Source organism: Nonomuraea sp. NPDC004702, assembly GCF_053601695.1.
The window spans coordinates 1-21,666 of record NZ_JBSGCE010000086.1 but is presented as its reverse complement, the minus strand read 5'-3'; the positions used below and the strand labels follow the sequence as shown (position 1 = coordinate 21,666).

The following is a 21,666-nucleotide window of genomic DNA, read 5'->3' as shown; positions in this document are numbered from 1 at the left end:
AGCACGATCCGGGCGCGCTGCGCCGTTCGGTCGCTGGCGAGGCCGGACGAGAGGTCGAGCATCCGCTCGGCGGTGCGGACGGCCTCCTCGGGTTCGTTGGCGTCGGCGAGGGCAACGGCCAGCCAGAATCCAGCAACCCACCTCTACTCAACCCGGGACACACCACGGTCTCCACCGAACCTGGGGCGATTCATACGCCACACGACAGCGGCGATCCGGATCGACGAGAAGGTACATCACCCCGGAGCACCGATGCCGGATGGATTCACTCAGATCCTCTGCAAGACCGTCAGCTCATCACGTGCCCGCGTCGCCGCGACGTAGACCAACGACCGGGCACGCAACTCGGCGTCGACGCGCTCGGACTCGTCCAGCTGCTCCAGGCGTGCCTTTTCCGCGGAGCTCTGGAAGCCCACATCGGCGATCGCTACCTTGGAAAACTCCATTCCTTTGGCACGATGCATCGTCATGACGAGCACTTGCCCGGTGGGCGGTTTATCCCGGTCCACCGCTCGGGCGAGGACGCCCCGTTCCCCGAGCCCGTTGACCACCCGTTCGCGCTGGAACTTGTCCCGCACAAGGACGGCGATGGTCTCCGGCGCGGTCCCACCGTCAAGCCACTGGCGCACCCGTTCGGCGATGGTCTGGAGTTCGGCGGCGAGCGAGGTGACCTTCTCGACCCGAGGCGCGGGTCCTGAACGGGCCGACCGGTACCCCGTTGTCTCAGTCTGCTCTTCGAGGTCCACATAGTCGGCGCCGTCGAGTATGCCCATGGCGTAGCGCAGGTTCTGCGCGGTGGTGCGATAATTGAGCGTAAGGCGGTGTGAACGGCCGACGATGCGGATGCCGTAACGGCCCACAACCGTGCGGGGGCCGTAGATGCGCTGGTGGGAGTCCTCGGCGATGAACAGGTCATCGGGTCTGGGGCTGGCCAGAGCCCGCAGCAGCTGCCAGTGCGTGGGCGACAGGTCCTGGCCTTCGTCGACGAGCACGTGGTCGGCCAAGGGCCGCGATTGGCCGTCGATCCCCTGAAGGTAGGCGGCGGCGACCGCGGCGGCTTCAGCGAAGTCGAGCGTTCCGTCGATGCGATTCTGAGCCCGGTAGGCCGCGATCAGTGACCACACGCCTGCCCGTTTGGCCCGATCGAGCGCGACCCCGCGCCCAGGGCGGCGCACACGCAGGTACTCGGCCTCATCCTGGACCCGGTTCGGCAAAACGATGAGAGCGTACTCGGCCGCCAAGAACGTCTCATTGATGATCTCAGGCGGCAGGTCGATGCTGGATGAGTCGAGGATCGCCCGCCAGCGTGTGACGGGGGCACGGCCGTTCGGATTCGCCCGCGCCTCGCCCAGCACGTCCCGCACCGCGTCGGCGATCTCGGTGCCGGCGGTCCGAATCACGGCGGCTGCCAGCGCGTCTACTCCGGCGATGTAGACGCCAGGCTGGTCGAGCGCCGTGTTCTGCGGGATCCGCGGATCGAGTTGAGCGAGGCTCTCGCGCAGGGAGTCGGCGAGGTTGGTGGTGAACGTCGTAAGGACGACGCGTGCGGCAGGGTCGCGTTGGGCGAGCGCGCGGGCGCGGTGGACGAGCACGACGGTCTTGCCAGTGCCGGCGCCGCCCGACAGGCGGAACGGGCCGCTGTATCGACGTTCCACGTAACGCCGCTGCTCAGGGTGCAGGAACACACGCCACGCCCCGAAGTCCCCTTCGTCGATGACGCGCCGCAACTCCTCCTGGTCACCGATGAACGCGAACTGTGCTTGAGCGGCGGGCTGTTTGAGGGACCGGAGGATGTCGGCGTCCTCGTTATCCGCCGGTTGTGGAGGCCGCCGCAACCGCAACCGCTCGACGATGGAGTCGATGGAGTCGCTGGTTGCGAGGTCGATGAGGATCAGCCCAAGCCACCCCTCGTGCCGCTGAGCCAAGCTGAGCACCGCGTCTTCGTCGGGAGCCGCCAAGGCTCGCTCGGCGACGTCTTCGGGGAGTCCTAGTTGGTCGACGAGGTCGGCCTTGGTGCGTCCAAGTCGAACGAGTAGCGGTTCGGGCAGCGTGGGGTCGACAGGAGCTATCGGCTTGGGTGCCACCGGCTGCGGCGGGGCGACCGGCGTGACCTCGTCGATCTGGGGAAGGCCGTTGATCGGATTCACTTTGAGCCGTACTCGGCTCGCGACAGCTATCGCGTCGTCGTGCGGCCACACCCCGTGGATGACGTAGTGGTTTTCTCCCTCGCCGTCGAGCCGGAACATGACCGCGCGCCAGAACTGGTCAACGCGTCCGGTTCGCACCCGCGGGTCGGCGGCCCGCTTGATGGGTTCGATGTGCAGGCCCGGGGAGGTGTCATCCGCCGACAGCTTCTGCAGGAACGCCATGACTTTGGCCCGCACCGACCCGTCGAGCTTGACGGGCCACTTGGTCATGATGATCGTAGGCATTACAGCTCCCCGCGCTGGTCGATTTCGGTTGCGTTCGCCACGCCGGCCACAGCGGCGACGATCGCTTCCGGCCCGGGCTCGATGACGCGCCAGCCCGCGGCTTCAAGGTCGTGGCGGTCCGCCTCTGGCATGTGCGGCAGGGCGATGACGATGTGCAGGTCAGGCCATGACAGGTCGAGGGGGATGCCCTCGGGCCCTTCCACACCGACAGCTGGTGGGGCCAGCCCGTCGTACCGGGCGAGAGCGAGGATCAGCTCACGCTCGGTCCCAGGGTTTGCCGCTTCGTAGGCCGTGGCCCAGTCACCGCTGAGGCCGCTCGGCATCTCAGCGGGCGTCGATGCGCCCGAGGGCGCTGGTGCGGTCGCCATCGAAGCGCTCAGAGTCGTGGTGGTGATGATGGTCGGCCAGTCCCGTAAGGCGAGGGTGTTCGACAGCCGCAGCCACTGCCGCCAGGCGACCGCGTGAGCGGCATCGAGGGATCCGTCACGGTCGTCCAGTACCAGGGCGACCTTGACGAGCGGCCCGTCCGGCTCTACGACGACCGCCAAAGCGCCGAAGCGGCGGACCACGACCCGCCGGGCACCCGGTTCGGGTAACGCCTCGTCGAGCAGGACCGCTCGCCCGATGTCCTCCAGTCGGAGGTCGTCGGGCACGTGCAGGAGTTCGGCGCCCCGCAGCATGAACATGGGCACGGCCCGCGCCACCGCCCGCAGGTTCGTCGGCGAGGGCGCCGATATCCAGCCGATGATCCAGTCGATGGGGCCGCTTCGCAGAGCTCCGTACGCGGCGGGCTGGGCCATGAATTGCGGCTGGGAGATGAGGTGCTCGACGATCTGCTCAGAGAACCACTCGGGGGGTGACGCGGTCTTGTGCTCGGCGTCGGTGATGTCTTGGGCGGTGATGGCCAGGACGATACGCCCGGTGCCGCGCAGGATCTCGCGCTTGTGGGCGTCATCCGCCAGTCGGTTGTGCGCGGCGGTGGCATGCCATGTACGGCCGTCGGTGAAAATCGCCACGGCGGGTACGGTCGTGTCGTTGCTCTCCAGAACGAAGTCGGGCTTGGAGTTTTCGACATGGACCTGCGGCGTCAGCGTCCACTGCCGTTGATCACCGGGAATCGTGAACTTGACGGCGTTGCCCCAAGGGCTGGGTACCTCGGTGATGGCCGCGCCGATGGTCCTGAGCTGGGTGATGAGGAGTTTGCGGAAGCGCTGTTCGAGGTGTGATTCGAGGTCTTCCTTCGGTGGTTCCTCGGTGATCGTCCATGCCGTGCCGTCGGCTGTGTCGGCCTCGGCCGCGAGACCGAGCAGGGATCGCAGGTGGCGTTCGGCGCAGGCCCGCGACACCTTCTGGACGGATCCGGGCGCGACGAATGGGAGCAGGCAACGGTGGCAGGCGATGCGTTCCTCGTGGCGGCACTCGCAGGTACGGACTCGATCCCAGGCGCGTACCAGCAAGTCGCGCAGGAGTTCTGGGGTAGCCAGATCGGCCAGGTACCCCGTCCCGCCTGGCACCACGTCGTGGAGCAGGATCGCGTCGTGGTTGTCCGAGCCGTCGCTGAACGTCGGGTCGACGACGTGTTCGACTCGGATGTGGTCGGGGTGTCCCCCCATCTGTTCCCGCAATCCGAGCAGCAGCGCGGCCGCCAGGCTCGGCACGGCGAAGTCGTCGCCCAATGTCACCGCGTTGGGCAGGCGGATGAGCAGGCCCTGGGTACGCAGTGTCCGTGATAGGGCGACGGTTCTGGTGTGCTCTGACGTTGTGCTCCGGTACGGGCACCAGGCGCGGTGCTCGTGGGGGCGGTTACGCCCCGTGTCGATGTCGAGCTTCCCGCATCCGGCGCACACTCGAAACAGGGCTCCGGCCCGTTCTGTCCCGGCGATGATCCGCGTCGCTCCGTGGCCTGGCGGTCCGATGTTGACCCACCGCAGATCCATAGAACGCATGTATGTACAGCCCAGCCCCATGTCCTCGGCGAACCATCGTCGGGCTATCTGGGCCCGATCGACGTCGGCGGCGGTGAGAACCTGGAACGGCATGTTTTCGCGCTGGTCGCGCCGGTCGGAGATCATCACCTCGTCGCGGCGCACTTCGGCGGTGACATGGGTGAGTTCGACGACGTCCAGCCGCTGGCCGGTGTCGCCGATACCGGTACTGCCGCAGCGCGGACACGATGCGATCTGTCTCTCCTGGCCATCGGCGGCGACATCAGTGGCGTACCCGCACGCCGGGCAGAACACCCAGGGGCGAATCGACTCACCGTCCAAGCCAAGGTCGACCGCATCGATAGTGATCTCCCAGCCGCGAGCGTAGAACTTAGCTCCTGGCGCGAACTCGCGGATCGCCTGAGCGGACCCTCTTTGAAACTGCGCGTGCTCGCTTTGGAAGGTGTTGGTATCAGGGTCGGTCCAGCTCAACCCGACGTCTAAGGTGACGGTGTCGTCCAGCAGGGTGTAGTTGGGCAGAAGGCCGTACTCTTCCAGCACGCCGATCCAGTATTCGCCCTTCAGGTGACCTAGCTGGCCGAGAGTCAGGGCGCGGGCGGCTTTGGCCGAGCGCAGTGCCCTGCGGTCGTCGTCGGTAGCGGCCGGCGAAGCCTCCTTCGCGGCGAGATCAGGCAGCACCCCATCGATGGCCTCCAACCGATGGCTAAGCGTCTCGACGGCATGCTGCCACCGGCCGCTTGCCGCGTGGACGTGGGCGGCGATGGGGCTCGTACCGGGTCCTGTCACCGGCCGCAGCCACTCCCGCAGACCGTCGACGACCGGCTCGGCGAGAGTCTCGAACGCGCCGCGGAAGCGCGCCAGATGTTGAGCGGCGCCACTCTCGGCGTAGGCGATGAGGTCCCCGAGGAAGGTGTCCGGCTTACTCGAACCGATCGCCGCGCGTGCTGAGTTCGGATGCGGCCTGCTGTCGTCGCGGGCGAACTCGTCGACAAGGTGCGCGATGTACTGTCGGCGCAGGATCTCCTCGGCTTGAAGATACGTAGCTGGCGGGCGTACCTGCCCGTTGATGACCGATAATGGGTCGCCGAGCTTCGGCAGGTGCTCTCCCCTTCCAGTGATGTAGGCGAGGTTGAGGGCGTTGCCGGTCAGGCGCCCGGCGCGGCCGACGCGCTGCAGGTACGAGGCGACCGTGCGCGGCAGCGAGGCGAGGAACACCGCGGACAGGTCGCCGATATCGATGCCCATTTCCAGCGTCGGCGTGGCGACGAGGACGTTGGGCGCCTGCGGCCTGGCGTCAGCGCCCTTGAAACCGTCCTCGTACGCCAGGCGGGTGGCGTCGTCGAGCAAGCTGGTGTGCTCACGCGCGACGATCCGCCGCATGTCCGGCGAGGCGTACAGGCGACGGTAGAAGTTGTCCGCCACCGGCTCGCGGGTAAGCCGGCCGCGGCAGCGGACCAGCATGCACGGCGCGCCCTGGAGTTGGTCGACGGCGGTGGTGGTGCCCGGCACGACGGCACGGCAGGTATCGCACACGAGCAGATGCCGCCCAGCTGCCAGATCCTCGAGCCTCGTGGGCTTGACGACGACGCCCGAGAAAGGGATCGCGTACGCGGTCGCGCTGGACCGCGTCGTCATCGCGGTGAGCACGCCGTCGCGTACCAATCTCTCCAGGAGCAGCCGGGTCAGCCTGCCGGCGTCGGCTGGACTGACGCACAGCACCCGGGCGGTCCACCGCGCATACCAAGACTGCGCGGATGTAACCGAGTCCAGGCCACCGTCGCGGACCGGGTCCGCCGCCCCACCGACCCGGGGGTACCCAGGCGCTGGGCGGTCGCGTGGGAAGGCCGGCATGCCTTCGTCGCGGGGACGACCTCCCCAGATCGACCATCGACGGCCATCCTCCTGGCGATACCGATCGAACCACCCGTGGTCGATCGCGCCCTGGGCGCGCATGCGGTCGAGCACTCCGCGTACCCACCGCACGAGGATCGCATCGTCCGGCTCGGCATCTGAGCTGTCGAGCGTGCCCTGGATCGCGAAGCCCTGCAAGGCCGCCCGCGCCGCGCCGGCCATCTTGGCGGGCTGGCCGGCCTCGACCTCGACCGAGACGGAGCCGGTCAGCTCAAGTGTCCGGCCGGTACGGGAGTTGAGGCCGAACTCGAGCGCCGCGTCCAGAGCCAGGCGCTTGCGGACACGACGCCGCACACTGACAGGCACGGCGCGCAGCGTCGCGGAAGACCAGAACGGGGTGAAAGACTCGCGGTCGGCGCAGTCCGGGGCCAGGATGCGATACCGCGCGAACGGGTCGTCGCCGGCGAGCTGGAGGACCTGTTCGACCAGCGTGTCCAGCGCCAGCGGACCGTCGGCCACGGCCTCGCGCAAAGCGGCGCGCAGCGTCAGGGTGTGCGAGCGGGCCTGCACAAACCCCGCCCGGTGCGCCGCGTCCTGCACGGAGTCGGTGAAGACGAGCGCCTTCTTCTCCTTCGCCTCAAGCCGCGCGGACCCGAACAGCGTCGACAACGACACCGACAACAGCGTGGCGATGGCGCTACCCAGGAAGCGGATGCCGTCTTCCTGACCGCACGCCGGGCAGGTGTCGTTTCTGGCTGCCTCGTCGGCGTCCCTGCCGACCGTCGTGAGCACGGGAAGCACCCACCCGTCGCGCAGGTCCAGGTCATCGGCGGCCGGCGGCCTGGACAACAACTCGCGGCCGCGTATCGAGAACCACACCAGCCCATCGATCGGCTCGCCCTCTCCCTCCGCGTACGCGGCTTCCGCCTCGGCCGCCGCGTACAGCAGGGGCCGGAACCGCCCTTCCCGGGTGGCGTGGTCGCGCCGGATGCCCTCGTCTTCCACCGCCAGGCTGTTGCCCACCGGTGCCAGCGCCACTCCCCATCCGGAGCGGCCGCAATGTCTGCAGTAGATGGCTGGGAAGGACGGGCGGACATCCTCGGCGTCGCCGCCAGCCGCGGGTGGGCCGTCATCGCCCCACCGGAAACGCGTGGTCGGGTCAGCGGCCCGGTCGATGCGCGTCAGCTCGCGTACCCACAGGTGCACGTCGACGGAGAGCGCGTCCCGCCCCACCACGGAGCGGATGTGTCCGAGGGCGGCGATCACGTGCGAGAGGAGCAGCTCCCACCGCGGATCGACGCCACCCGCCGCCAGGCTCGAGGTCGCGCTCTGCCCAACGACGCGGACGACCAGCTCGTCCAGCCCGACCGCCTCGCCCGCCTGGCGCGCCAGATCCCGCACCAGCGGATGCCCTTGGCTCAAGGCCAGCAAGAGCGCTGGATCGGCGCCCGCTAGTCGCCCTGGATCGACGTTGTAGAGAAGCCCGAGAATCGTACGGGCCAGCTCGGCTCCGCCAGGGTCCGGTCCCAGCTCCTCCACAGCCGCGTTAGCACGGGCGACATCGAGGTCGACCTTGCCGATCGGCGTGAAGCCAGCCTCGGCGATCGTCGCGGCCGCGTCCCCGATCCACTCCCGCAGACTCAGCCGCGACTCCGTCACCACGGCGTCGTCGTCGAACCGTTCGCCGAACACTGTCCGGGCGAACTCCAGCATCACGCCAGGGTCGCCCTTGTCGCCGAGCGTCGCCGACGTCCCGACCGGGGTGACCCGGCCCAGCGGTCGCGCGCGGTCCTCCTCGCTGATGCTCGGGTCGTCGTCGGCCCAGTGGCTCTTCAGCGCCAGACCGAGGCGACGGAGCAGCATCGCGACGTCGGTGCCCTGGGCGCCGTCGTAGGTGTGAAACTCGTCGAGCACCAGGTACCGCAGACTTGTCGCCGACTGCCGCCACAGGTTCTGATCGTCGTACCGAAGTAGCAGTTGATCGAGCATCTTGTAGTTGGTCAGCAGTATGTCCGGCGCGGTCTCACGGATGATCGCGCGATCGGTGATGAGGCCGTCCTCGGTAACCATCGTGCGCCTCTGCCCCTGTTGACCCGTGTACAGCGCCGCGGTGACTGACCGAAGCTCGGGGCGTGAGGTGAGGATCTGGGCCAGGCGCAGCGCCTGGTCGTTGGCGAGCGCGTTCATCGGATACAGGATGAGCGCCTTGGTGCCTGTCACGCCGCCGCGGCGGGCACGCAGCACATGGTCGAGGATCGGATAGAGGAACGCCTCTGTTTTGCCTGACCCGGTACCGGTGGTCACCAAAGTCGGCTGCGGCCGGCGCGGTTGACCCATCCTCGCCGAGGCCAGGCGCGCGAACGCGGCCGCCTGGTGACCGTACGGCGGGAAGCCCTCGTACCACTCCAGCGCGTCCTGCCATCCCTCGTCCGCTGGGCGGAACGGCAGACGCAGCCGCACGTATGGGCCCTTGAACATGCCGGACGTGGGGTCGGCCAATAGCCGCTCGAGCCCGTCGCGCGCGTCGGCGTCGGTCAGGGCGAACGTCGTCGTCAGGTAGTCGACCAAACTTTGGCGGATGCTGCTCGCCTGAACGGTGGGCAGCAGCTCGCTCACGAACGCTCCCGCGAGAGTCGCTCGAAGTATGCGTACGCCTGACGCATGTCGGCCTCGCGGTCGAGCGTCATGAATGGCAGTTCGTAGGTGTAGGTGTTGCCCATCTGATTCGTTGCGGTGCACTCGTCCGCGGTGATTCGGTCGCCTTTTTTACGCCACACTTTCAACACCGAGTTCGGCACAACCCGGCCGTTGGCGTCATAGATGTACACGTCGCGGTCATAGCCGTAGAGAACGGGGAACTGCGTACGGTAGATGGTGCACAATTCGTCGACGGTCAGCCCGAGCATCAGCGCCACGAGCGCGTCGATCTCCACCAGGGCCTGGCGGCGGTCGGCGGCGATTCGAAGCGGAGTGTTGACGGTCCATTCGAGACTGACCGCGCCAAGGGGCTTGCGCAGGGCGTGGTCCAGGCCACCGGTCCAGCGGTCCGACCGAAAGTCAGGGAAGTAGCAGTCCCGCCAGAGCGCGGCGTAGGCGTCGGTGACACAGTTGAGCCGCAGAACCCGTAGGACGAGTTCATTTCGGATCTGCTGTGGCGGAACAGCCCAGGGCAGCCGGTTGACTGAGGTCGCGCGGATGGCGCTTTTGGGCACGCACCGCACCACGAAGTCGGCTACAAGCGAGCCGAGGATGGCTAACACGACGGGGAGATCGTGAGACTTCCCGTCCGCCTGACCGAAGGCGAAGATGGCATCAACGTGCGCGGCTCCAGGCGGAATCAAGGTTGGCATGAGCGTTCGCTCACCCGTATTGGCGGCCATGGTGCGCCACGCAACCCTGTAGGACTCGCGCGCCGGACGACGCTCGTCGGCATCGCCCCAATGGGTGTAGTCGCGGTTATACCGATGCCGGTCACCCGCGGGCTTGTAGATCGTGACCGGCACAGCGTCGGGCGCTACCGCCTCCAGGTCGTTCACCGACCAGTCGTCCTTGTTCTTCAAGGTAGCGTTCGGCACCTTGTAGACGGGTGTGGCGACGAACACGTGCGATCCTTGCAGGATGACGTCGTCCCACGACGGCGGCGCCCCCCACTCCTTCTCGAAGTAGCCCTTCTTGCGGTGGGTGGTCTCGTTCCATCCGGCCGAAGACTGCATTCTCAGCTGTCCGATCCGGTGCGCCGCGGACAGCGTTGTAAGCACGGCGACCGCCGCGCGGTTGACCGTGTATGCCATCCGAGTGTTGCGCAGCGGTACGGTAGGCGTCTCGGCGATCGCGTGCCATGTCCGCAAGGTCTCGTCGGTGACGACGGCGACTCGGTTGCGGTGTGGACGGAGGTCCCAGTCGCCGTTGGGGTCCTTCAGGCCTGGTTCGTCGCCTGAGCCGTCATGATGGAGCGAGCGCAGCACCGTGTCGGGGTGGTAGAGGGAGACCGCATGGAGGAACCTGGGCTCGGGTGTGGGAGGGCCGTAGACGTTGACACTGAAGTGCTTTTGATCCTGGATTTCGAACAACTTGAGCTCGTTGACGAACTCCCAGTGCCGGCGTAGTCGCGAGTAGGTGACGGCCCGGAGGGCGCCTGCCTTGTCGTCTGTGAAGTGGCTGTCGAGGTGAATCAGACCGATCGCACCGCGCACCCCCGCATGACGCCAGGTCTGTTCCATGAAGCAGCGATACAGATCGGGTCGCAGACCAGCTAGGTGCGGATACTGCGGGACCGCACCGACGAATTCTGACGTCGCAACGATATCGGTGGTGCCGTCGACTACCAGGTCCGCGATTCCCGGTCGCTCGAGCGTCATCTCCCGTCGTGCCCGCTTCTGACGCTCGGTGGGCTTGACCGCGAGCTGCCACCAGGGGTCGCCCTCAGCGAGCAGTGCGTTGACATTGGTATCTGGCCGGACCCATGGCGGGTTACCCACCTGCAGGTCGAATCCGCCTCGCGCGAAAACCGGCGCGAAGTCCAGATTCCAGTGGAAGAACCCTTGCTGTCCCGCGACTCTCTCACACACCACTAGCCACGGATGCGCCCGCAGCACGTGTGCGACCGGCCGCGCGTTGGCGAAGGCGAGTTCGAGTTTCTCTGCCTCGTTCAGCTCGTCCCAGCTCATGCCAGCGGCCAGCGTCTCGCGGGGCAGGGATTTCTTGCGCAATTCCGGACTACGGCCCAGCAGCGCCTGTAATCCGGCGATCCACTGCGGTAGGGTCGGCGGCTCCACGCGCGCCCCCTCGACTGTGGTGATTTCGTCGGTCAGGGGCCAGAACCACAACGCGGTCCAGGCGTCCATCACGCGACGCAGCCGCCGGTAGGCGCCCTCAGGGTCGGCGAGGGACGATTCGATCTGCTCGCGTTGTACGGCACCGCCCGAGGGAAGGTGGCCGGCCTCCCACACGGGGATGGCGCGGCGAGCCTCCTGCTCGGCGATGCGTAGCCGACGGTATGCCACCTGCCACAGCACCTCGACTCGGTGTGCCAGTTCGACGAGGGCGTTGACCTGCTGCTGCGTCGGCTTCGTCTTGATCGAGGTACGCCACACCTTGAGGTGCTTGGCGGCGTCGGGGGCGAGCGTGGTGGCGTCATCGGCGTCCGCGGCGGCGCCCCACCCCTCGGCGGGCAAAAGAAAGTGGTGGATGCCCTCATCTGCGACGCGTTCGGCATCGATGTCCTCTACGAGCGACGTCAACGGTACATCGCGCGGCACCGCCCCCAACCAGGATTTGTCGCTGACCTGACTGCGCCGGTACACCGCCCGGCGGGCGCCGACCAGGGAGTTGCCGCGCCGTAAGCGCAGGCCGAACCACGGAGCCGATAGCCCTTCGACCATGGTGTCGAGCCACAGGGAGATCTCGGCCAACTCGACGGCGGTGGCGTTGAGGTCCACGCCGTACACGTTATGCAGCGCGAGGTAGGCCTTGACCTCTTGCAGCCGGCGCGGATACTCCTCGGGGTCGATCCGCTTACCCAGCTCCTCCTGGCGTCGCTTCAGGTACTGCTCGGCGAGCTGACGCACCGCCTCGATAGCGAACGCTCCAGAGCCAAGGGCAGGCTCGCAGACCGTCAGTTTGAGGATCTCCTCGGCGCTGGTCTGAGTGTCATCCTGGTCGAGTAGCTCCTCCAGGGCCTGCCCGACGGTGAACCTGGTGAGCACCTCTGGGGTGTAATAAGACGCGGACCGCTGACGCTCGCGCCCGGCCAGCCGGAACACGAACGACCCCTTCGGGTGGAGGACGGGTCGCATCTCTCCCGTGACCTTGTGGGGTGTTTTGACGAAGTCGTCCGCCGCGATGCCTTCAGCGCGGTCGACCGAGACCACCCACGATCCCTTGCTGTTGTCACCGCCCTTGGCCACCTCGCAGAGGTCGGTCTCGGCGAAGAAGCCGGTGTAGGACATCAGCCCCTCGTATACCGCGCCCAACTGGTTGATGCCGAGTTCGGCGTAGGAGATGAAGCCCCGGTCGCGTCCGCGTTTCTCCTTGCTCAACAGCAGGTGGATGAGCACCTCCTGCACGGCCGCGTTGCCCAGGCCGACCTCGTCGATGTGCGCGATCGCCTCGGGCCGGAACAGATCGGCGCGCAGCGCGTTGAAGATGAGCCCCTGGCCAAAGGCTGAGGTGTCCTCCTCCTCCTCGTCCTCGTCCTTGGCCGGCCGGGACACCGACGCGTGCCCACTGTCCACGAGGCGGAACAGGACGGCGAGCGAGTCATACAAGTGCGTGCCGGAGCGGGCCCGCGGCGTGACCAATTCGACCTGCACAAGCTCGCGCAGGCGGTCCAGGCTGTACCCCGCGTCGTACTCCCGGGCGTCGACGGGTAACACCCCGAGCTCGGGCGACGCCTCGGCGTACAACAGGAAGAGGATCCGGTACAGGAAACGCAGGGACTGCTTGGCGAGTTCATTGGCCTGGGCGGCTGGCAGCGGGTTGAGGCCACGCGCCCGGCGACGCTCAACGACCTCGTTGGCGATGACCTCGATGGACAGACGTACACCGTCACGCAGATCTTGTGAGACGCCAACGGTGTGCTTGACCGACTCCTCAAGCACCCCGTGCCACCACAAGTTGCCGTCGGCGTCGGGCGCGATCGACTCAGCGCACAGACAGGTCAGCGCGCGGTCGATCTCTCCCCCGCGACGGGTGTCGTTGCGTTCGCAGACCAGTTGAAGGTCGACCGCCAGATACCGACCTTCCGCCCAGCGCTCGCGCTCGGCCAACACGGCCCACCGGCCGGCGAGGATGAGGGCCAGGTCGGGGCCGTCCTCCTCGACGAACAGCGCTTGAACCAGGCGAGCGGCCGAGGTGACTTCTATGGCGTCGTCGAGTGCGACCCCCCGCGACAGGGTGGCCGCGTCCTTGGCGAGAACGTCCTCGACCGCCGCGACTGGCCGTGCCAGCACCACGATCAGGGGCGCCCCCTCGGAAATGCCGGGAGATGACACGCGCAGCAGTGGCCCGGTTCGGGCGACCCGCAGGCCGTGCCCACGTAACTGAAGAATGTCGAGGAGGCGATCGTAGATCTTCTCGGCGGCGTACTGGGCGGTGTCCCAGTCAAAGACGCCAGGGGCGGCCTCGGGGTCGGTGAACTCGGCCAGTTGGGCCAGACCGACTTCGAGATCTTGGCGCGCCTCGGTGAACCTGGAACGGGGCGTCTGACGTCTCTCTTTCGCCTCGGCGTCCCACGCCTTACGGCGTTCGAGCACCTTCGCGTGAAAAGACTGGGAGGTGGCGTCCGTGGTGAAGAAGTGCTCGGAAATCCACCCCTCGCCCACCAAAAACGCCTCGGACACGCTCATGCTTGTACTCCCGAGTCGGGCACCACGACGAGCAGCGGGCGCACCAGTTGACGGTCCGGGTTCATCGCCGCGACGAGCTCACGTTCCTGTCGCACGCTCACCCGGCGTTGTTTGAGCTCACTGCGCTGGATGAGGACACCAGCCTCTTCGTCCCATCGATCCAAACGCCGCGACCACTGTTTGACCCGCTGGGCGACATCGGCCTCAGCGGCGGCGAATAGATCGCGCATCTGTTCTTGCGCGTGACGTACCGCTGGCGCGATGAGCCGCTGCAGGTCTTCGATCCCCGATAGCGGACCAGGATTGGCGCGAACGCGGTTCCAGCCCAGCGACTCCAACGCTTGCGCGGCCGAGGCATGTGGGTTGAGCAGAACGAATGCCTGGTCATCCGGCGACGGGAACTCCGCTGTGAGCCATGCGGCGCAGACCACCTGTCCGCGCCTGTTGGTCAGTGTGCCAAGGAGCAGGACCGTGGGGCTGTCGACGTCGCCGCGTACGGCGAAGACCTCGTTGCGGCTGAGGCTGGCCAGCGCGCGGTCCGACGCCCAATCCAGGACTGGGTGCAGGGGGCTCAGGTAGTGTGCGTCCGGCCAGGTGGAGTCGCTGTCGTCGCTGAGGGCCGCCGCCAGCCGGTCTTTGCCGCGGCTGGGTGTGGTGGCCAGCACGAGCTTCTCGGTGACGCGCCGATCGGCGAGGTAAGACTGGGGCAGCACCTCTAATCGTTGAACCAGATCGCGTGGAGGCCTCAGCTCCGCGGTGTCGAATCCGGCATGACGGCGCCAGGCGACGCCGCTGTTGCTCGGCGGGGCGGTCGGGTCAACGAACGCCGCTTGTAGGGCTTCTTCAAGGTAGGAGATGTCATCGGCGTACAACCCCGATTCGTTGGCCGAGGTGGCCAGGGCGGGGCTCGACGCTGGTGCCGCCTGGGCGCCGGGAGCGTCGAACAGTCGGAAGAACAGGCCGGTCAGGTCATCACTCGCGGCGACTTCATCAACAGTGCGTACGACGTCATCAAGACTTTTCCGCCCGGCGAGGACCGCGCGGATCTGATCTTCCTCGCCCTTGACGTCGTACTGGCCCATGAGCGAGGCGACGTCACCGAGCGCGGCGTGTGCCTCGTTCTCCTTCTCCACCAGCTTGGCCAGGATCCGGACATCGCCGGAGAAGCGGGGGCTGGAAGGGTTCAGGAGGAGGGCCGTGATGCGCGGGGGGTGCCTTTGGCCGTACCGGTCGATGCGCCCGTTGCGTTGCTCCAAGCGGATCAGGCTCCACGGGATGTCGAAATGGACGAGCTGGTGGCACTGGGCGTGGAGGTTCACGCCTTCGGAGGCGACGTCGCCGGTGACGAGCACCCGTACCGGCGACTGCTCTTGCTTGAATGCCTCCACGATGCGCTGCTGTTCGTCGTCGGGTAGGCCACCGTGCATGATCTCGACAGCGTTTTCGGGCAGGTCAAGGTCTTTCGGCAGATGCTCACGCAGCCATCGCAAGGTCGCGACGCGCTCGGCGAACACCACCGCGCGCACGGTCGAGCCGTTGGAGACGCCGATGTCGCTCAGGTGCTCTAGCAGGCGCGCGTACTTGGCCGACTGGTGTCTCAGAGCCTCCTCGGTGAGTTCGAGAAGCCGGTTCAGGGCGCGTCGCTCGGTTTCGGCGGCTTCGTTCTGGCCCAGCCGGCGGGTACGTTCGATCACGGTCTCGCGTAACGCCGCCGACGACGACAGAAACGCCTTGGCCAGTGTCCATGGGAACAGCGCCGCGTTCTGCCCCGAATACGGAGTGCGCCCGTCCTCCGGCCACAGCCACACATCCTCCAGCTGGCGGGCGATGGCGTCCTCCGCCGGCGTGGCGGGTATGAGAAGGTTCACCGGATCCCGCCGCTCGGCCCAGTCCGCGCCTACGACGCTGGCCACCTCGGGGCTGTTTCGATGACGGCGGATGACCAGGCGCTCGACCTCCTCATCGATCAGCTCGCCGCTCGGCGGAGTCGCCGAGGGGTCCAGCAGCCGGATCAGCTCGGCGAATGAGTCCGGCCGGCCATTGTGGGGAGTGGCCGAGGCCAGGATCAGCGCCTCGGAGTTGCGGGACAGCAGCCGAGCCAGGCGGTTATTGAGCGTGGCGGCATTGGACAAGTTGTGCGACTCGTCGATCACGACCGCGTCCCAACGCTGCTTCCTCAGGCTCGCGTGGTAGCGGTCAGACTTCAGCGTATCGATCGAAATGATCACCCGCTTGAAGTAGGTGAACGGATTGCGCGTCGCCGGCAGCTTCTGACGGACCCGCTGGATGCCCGCGGAGTCCAGCCGCACGAAGGGAAGCGCGAATCGCGTCCACATCTCGTGCTGCGTCTGCTCCAACACATGCCGCGGCGTGACGATGAGGATGCGCTCGCCCCGGCCTCGCCGGACGAGTTCGGACAGGATCATGCCGATCTCGAGCGTCTTACCCAGTCCCACGGCATCGGCCAGCAGGATGCGGGGTCGAAGATTCGCCGGGTCGAGCGCCTTGCGGACCGCTGAGCGTTGATAGCTCAGCGCGTCGGCGAGGGCCTGGACCGAGACGGTCAGGGCCCCCTCGCCCAGAGGTACCGGCGTCTTGCGAAAAGTCGACTCCAGCCAGAGTCGGGCGGTGCGGTAGTGCGAGCTTGTGTCCGCGACCACCCGCGCGGCCGCGGGGTCGAGCGGGGTGATGGCGTCCAGACTGGCGTAGAAGCTCGCCGTCGTATCGCGTACCAGCTCGCCAAGACCTTGCACGTGGACCAGCAGACCGTCGGTGGTTTCCTCGGTCGCCCGGACCGACCACTCCTCGTCCCGAATGACCACCACCGATCCTGGCGCCAGGTAAACTCGGACGTCGGGGGGTGTTGCCGTCACTGTCACCCGCTCCTCTCACGCCCTAGGCGTGTTCCGCGTTGCCGTCTCGTATCCACCCCGTAGTGCGTGCTCGCGCTCGACTCAATGTGGCTCGAACGCCTCCCGGGCCAGGGCCTCGATCGCCCGGGCGTCAATGCCCTTCAGCTCGACTTGTTCGGTGGACCAGACCAGGACGCCGTGGGGTCCGCCGCCTTGGGTCCACGGCAGGATGCCGTGCTCGGCGTACCAGCGGCGCTTGTCCTGCCACTTGGCCGTGTAGTCCGGCTTGTTAAGCACGCCTAGGTGCTCCCAGTAGATGGGCGGCCGGTCCGGGACCCTGATCGTGAAATCGGGTGACCGCCAGGAGCCGTCAGGCATGATCAAAGTCTCTTCGTAGCGGTAATCGACACCAAGACTCCGCAGGATGTTCGCGACGATCACCTCGGATTTCGACCTGACCATCTCGCCGTTGATCGTTCGATGGGCGTGGGACCCATCGAGAATCTGACCGTCCTTCGACTCGAAGGGGTCTGGTTCTCGAAAGAGCCGGGTCAGGCGCCGGGCGGTGTCGGAGCGTGCGGGGCCGACCATGGCGCGCAGCTCGGCTGGGTCGCCCTGGACGAGCAACACGCAGCGGTCTTGATGTCTGGTCAGCGCCGTGTAGAGCAACTCCGGCGAGAGCAAGGAACACGGGTTCGGAACGACCACGAAGGTGATACCGAACTGCGACCCCTGGGACTTGTGGACAGTGATCGCGTAGGAGAGCTCCAGAAGCTCTCCGCCCTCCTCGCTTGGGTCGAGCTCGCCTTTCCAGAAGGTGACCTGCAGGCCGGGCTGAGTGGAGAACTCCACCTTCAGCCCGGTCGGCGGCTTGCCCTTGGGGCCGGCGCCGGCGACAACCATCCCGATCTCGCCGTTGGCGATCATGCCGTCGAGCGTCGCCCAGTCAGACACCCTCGTCAGCTTGTGCCGGCGGTTCTGGACGACCATCACCTTGTCGTGCAGGAGGATCTGATGCGAGCCCATGGGATTGGGCAGGAACCGGCTCTTGACGTGCCTGGCCACCTCATCGTGCCGCCATACGCGCCGGATGAGACTGTTGAGTCCTTCGACGCCGCCAAGGCGCGCGCGCACGGGCGTGAGCAATTGCCAGTTCTCCGCGCCCTGTCCCCCCTTGCCGAAGGTGAAGCCCATGCGGCCTCGGTGCTCGCTCGCGCCCAGGGAACGTTTGAGAGCCTCCTGGTCGCCCGGAGTGAGCTCCAGTTCCGCGCGGAGACAGTCGACGATGGCCCGATGAAGGTCCTCCTCGGTGTCCCAGCGGCGGATGGTCAAGCTGCCATCGCCACCTCCCGCCAAAACGCGGGCGACCGCTTCGTCGGCCACGGGATTCGCGCCCTCGACGGAGAACCACGAGGCGACAGCGAGATCGTCACGGCTGGAGGAGGGCTGAGGGAGTCCCCGCTTCACGACCTGTCGCCGACTGACCGTTAGTTCGGCCAGACCGCCGCCGGATTCCCCGGCCGCCTCTGAGGCATCGAGGTCCTGCAAGTGGCGTACGAGATCCGCGAACGGGCGCCCGGCCCCGATCGGCGGAAGCTGACGATGGTCGCCGCACAGCACCAGGCGTTCGGCACCGGTCAGGGTGTCGAGCAGAGCCGCCAGCATCTCTTCAGTGAGCATCGACGCCTCATCGACCACGACGGCCGCGTACCAGGTGTCGTCCCGGTGGCTGTCGGGGTTGAGCCCGTAGCCGGACTCCTCGTTCCAGCGCCCGAAGCCGCGAAGATACTGGGCCAGGGTCTTAGCCTGCTGTCCGGTCTTCTCCCCGAGCTGGACCCGCGCCTTTCCCGTAGGAGCCAGCAGAAGTACCCGCCCAGCGATCACGGGCAACGAGCACAGGGCCTTCAGCATGGTCGTCTTACCGGTACCAGCCGGTCCGACGAGCGCGCTGATCCGGCTACGGGCCAGTGTCCGCAACGCCTGGGCCTTCTCCTCCCGTCCAGCCTTCTCGTCCCGGTCGTCCGGATGCGCCAGCGTACCGAGCACGTCGTCGATGTGCGCACGCCAGTCCACCTCGACGTCGAGCGACCGCCCTCGGAGCCTGCGAGTCACCTCCTGCGAGATCCGATCTCCCGCTTCCGCCAGGCGGCTCAGCTGCCAGCCGCGCCCCTTGCCTCCCGCCAGCGGTGTCTCGACGAGCAGCGGAGGGAAGTCACGGGCGGCGATCGTGAAGACGTGCCCCGGCGGGTCGCACACCGGAGTGAGTGGCATCTCCTTCAGCCGAGCGCGCATCCGCGCCTCGTCCAGGAGAGTGTTGCCCTCATCAGCGGCCCGCTCGAGCAGGGCCGCGCAGGCGGCGCGAATCCGCCGGTCGTCAGAGGCCTCCTCCACAGGATCAGGCAGCCTCGCGCTGTCCAGTACGGTCTGGGCGCTTGGATCCTGCGGGAACAGACCGCGGTCGATGGTGGTGAACGCCGCCGCGTCCCGCGCGTCACGATCCAGCTCGTAGATCAGATACGGATTGGCGAGCAGCGCGCGGAACAGGGCGTTATCGCTGTCGCATCGGTCCAGCACCCGCCTAACCTGGGCGGAGGTGAGAGAGAAGCGGGCGAGCAGGCGCAGCAGCTCGAAACGCTCCGACTCCGTCCGTAGATACGCCCAGTTCTTGCTGTCCATCCTGCCGACCAATGCGGCCGCGGGACCGCTGCCGCGGTTCGTGAACGCCTCGTCGATCGCTGGCCAGGGATCGACCGCCGGTTCTGAGATCGCCGAGAGCACGCGGTGGGCGACGAGCGCGCCCCGCGAGAAACCGGCTCCCGTCAGCACGGCCGGCAGCCCCGGGAAAGGACCACGCAGCGACCAGGTGTCAGCGATACGCGCCGACAACCAGGAATCGATCAGCCCCCATGGGCCGCCAACGACCTCACGCATGCGTTCCACCGCCCGTGAGAGCTCAACGAGCGCCGCGAGGGCGCTGTCGTGTCCTACGAGTTCGGAGACGTATGAGAACTCCTCGAAGCTCTCCTCGGGCGTCCGCGCGGCGAAGGCCGACAGGTCCTCGCCGGCCAGTTTCTTGTCGGCGAGGAGCCTCTGATAGGGGAGAAGGAAACCGTTACCGAAACCGGGCGCCCGGATCGAATGCTCGATGGACCGTTCCCATTCCACCGAGCGAAGCATGCCGGGACGAGAGTACTGCCACTCCGTGCTACCGAAGACGCGGTTGACCAAACCGGCGCCCACCAGTACGCGGGTACCCGGCTTTCTGTCTTGGATCAGCGGAACATCCTTCGCGTACAGAAAGATGAGGGATTTATCCGGCTGAATCGCGGAGAAGAAGGAGTCAAGCACGGCGAGTTGGTTCCGGTGGTCCTGGAGCCAAGGAGTCGGCCTGTTCATGAGCGCGTCAATCTTCTTCTCCAAGGCGGGGTCGAACTCGATTCCCCACCTCTGGGCGATCTCCGCGGCTTCGCTCCGCATCATCCACCGAAACGGCGTGGCCTCGACGCTGTGGGGACGTAGCCGCAGCTGGGTCGCGGCGAAGTGAGCATGGGAGGCCAGCCACCCCCCGGCATAAGGGTGCTCTCTGGTGACGAAGGAGTCGTAGCCGCGCATGAAACCACCACGTTCGAGAGCGCACGGCGGAAGAGCGTCTTCCTCCAGGTCTTGCCACGGCTTGCCACTCAGCCTCTCCTCAACGTCCGGGTCCCTTCGCTGATTGATCCTGGGCAGGACGGTGCACGAGTGATTGGTCTGCGGACTGCGGCACACGCGGCCTGTCCAGTCCGTGTCGTTCCACGGGACGCGCACGGAGAGGTGGGCGGCTGGAAGCTGAACCGCGCCTTGAGACAAGCCCATTCAGGATTCCCCCAACGAAATCAGCCGGTGCGGCTGTTGCGGAAAGAAAACATCTCACCACAGCTTGGCCATCTCTGGGGAAAAGGATGTTCCTAGTCGCGGATTTGAGGCGTCCTTTTCGTGGACGCGGTCCGCTTCGATGTCGCCGACAGCGGAACGGCCCCGTACGAGCGCCGTGCCGACCGTGGGCAGTACCGGAGTCTCAGCGGCATCTTGCCGGCAGGCCGTGCCTCAGGCGCTGAATGACGCGTAGCCCGCTCGCCACCCCATCGTCGCGGACCGGCGCTCGGGCTCGCCCAGTACGGGGCATGTACGGGACGATCTTTTTGGCGAGCATGAGCCGTGCGGCTCATGCGCTCGACGGTCGCGGAGGACACCCACCATGAACGCTGGACGGACAGCGATCGGAGGCTTGACGAAGAGATTAGGGGACGCTGCAAGATCGACAACCACTCTGGCGAAAGAGCTGATCGAGGAAGGGAGCTGGCTCCAGCGACTCATCGCGCGAGGCAACGGGATTCCGCCCTCGAACCCTCCCTGTCAAAATGGGCGGGTAGCAAACAGGTACAAACTCTGTGCTGAGGGTGGGGAAGGAGCCATCCCTTCGTGGGAGCAAACGAACAGGATCCCGAGATCCCTGACCCACAGGTACGCGAGCGGGCCACGGCCCGCCGCTCTACCGCCGGCGAGGGCGCGATGCCGTGCCGCGAAGGCCTGTATTCCTCGTTGATCTCCAGTTGGCGGACCGCTCGAGATCACGGAATCGCCGCCGACATGCTGGACCTCGAGAACGCCTTCGCCCGGCCATGAACTGGGGACCAAGGCCCCCTACATCCGCAACGATCTGCTGCGACCTGCTGGACTGCCGCACTTGTTCGCCGACCTCCTCGACGATGGCCCGCCCGCGCATCCGGTCCCGGTCGACGGCTGAGCGAGAATCGGCGGGCCTTGCCGAGGTGGATGAAGAGCTGGAGGAAGAGCCCGCCGCGGCACCGCGTCGCCTGTAACAGCTGTCCATCGCGCACCGGGGACTGGCCGCGCTGGAGGCGGTCGGCGGGCCGGCTCGTTCGAGCCCCAGCGCTGCCGGCGCCGATTCTTACGGTGCTGGCCACGTCACCCCGGGTTCCGCTGGGCAGGGCGGAGGCTCGTGACGCGTCCGGCGAAGTCCGGCAACCGAAAGATGATCATGCTAGTCTTGCCGCGTTCTCGCGCCTGGAGCCGGGCGCGACATGACCGCGGAGACAGCTGTGCCCCGGGCTGCTTGCGCGCGGAGGCGATCCCGGGGCTTATGTCACGCACGGTAGCACGCCGGGTCGACCTCCTTGAGCCCGTAGACGACCGGCAGGATGGTCGCCAGGGACAGGGCCACGCTGGCCGGGTCGAG

General features: G+C 67.0%; 6 protein-coding genes. 1 reads left to right on the top strand and 5 read right to left on the bottom strand.

The window, feature by feature from the left end; translation table 11 throughout:
* Positions 1–269: 269 nt before the first annotated feature.
* The 5 genes from ACWEJ6_RS48300 to ACWEJ6_RS48280 form a co-directional block, all read right to left on the bottom strand.
* Positions 270–2,432, bottom strand: coding sequence for a UvrD-helicase domain-containing protein (locus tag ACWEJ6_RS48300; protein ID WP_452432128.1), 2,163 nt, complete (start codon positions 2,430–2,432; stop codon positions 270–272).
* Entirely contained in the window at positions 2,432–8,845 is a 6,414-nt protein-coding gene (locus tag ACWEJ6_RS48295; protein ID WP_452432126.1) for a DEAD/DEAH box helicase, read from the bottom strand. Before ACWEJ6_RS48295 ends, ACWEJ6_RS48300 begins: the two co-directional genes overlap by 1 nt.
* Positions 8,842–13,575: a class I SAM-dependent DNA methyltransferase gene (locus ACWEJ6_RS48290; RefSeq protein WP_452432124.1), complete on the bottom strand. Its 4,734-nt coding sequence runs from the start codon at positions 13,573–13,575 to the stop codon at positions 8,842–8,844. The genes ACWEJ6_RS48295 and ACWEJ6_RS48290 overlap by 4 nt, the downstream gene beginning before the upstream one ends.
* Positions 13,572–16,397: a helicase-related protein gene (locus ACWEJ6_RS48285; protein ID WP_452432122.1), complete on the bottom strand. Its 2,826-nt coding sequence runs from the start codon at positions 16,395–16,397 to the stop codon at positions 13,572–13,574. Before ACWEJ6_RS48285 ends, ACWEJ6_RS48290 begins: the two co-directional genes overlap by 4 nt.
* A 132-nt stretch (positions 16,398–16,529) precedes the next feature.
* Positions 16,530–20,039 carry an ATP-dependent DNA helicase gene (locus ACWEJ6_RS48280; protein WP_452432120.1) on the bottom strand — a complete coding sequence of 1,170 codons (3,510 nt, stop codon included), beginning with the start codon at positions 20,037–20,039 and terminating at the stop codon, positions 16,530–16,532.
* 849 nt (positions 20,040–20,888) lie between these two features.
* Here ACWEJ6_RS48280 and ACWEJ6_RS48275 point away from each other — a divergent pair.
* Complete coding sequence (locus ACWEJ6_RS48275) at positions 20,889–21,092, top strand: hypothetical protein (RefSeq protein ID WP_452432118.1); 204 nt, start codon at positions 20,889–20,891, stop codon at positions 21,090–21,092.
* The last annotated feature ends 574 nt before the right edge of the window (positions 21,093–21,666 follow it).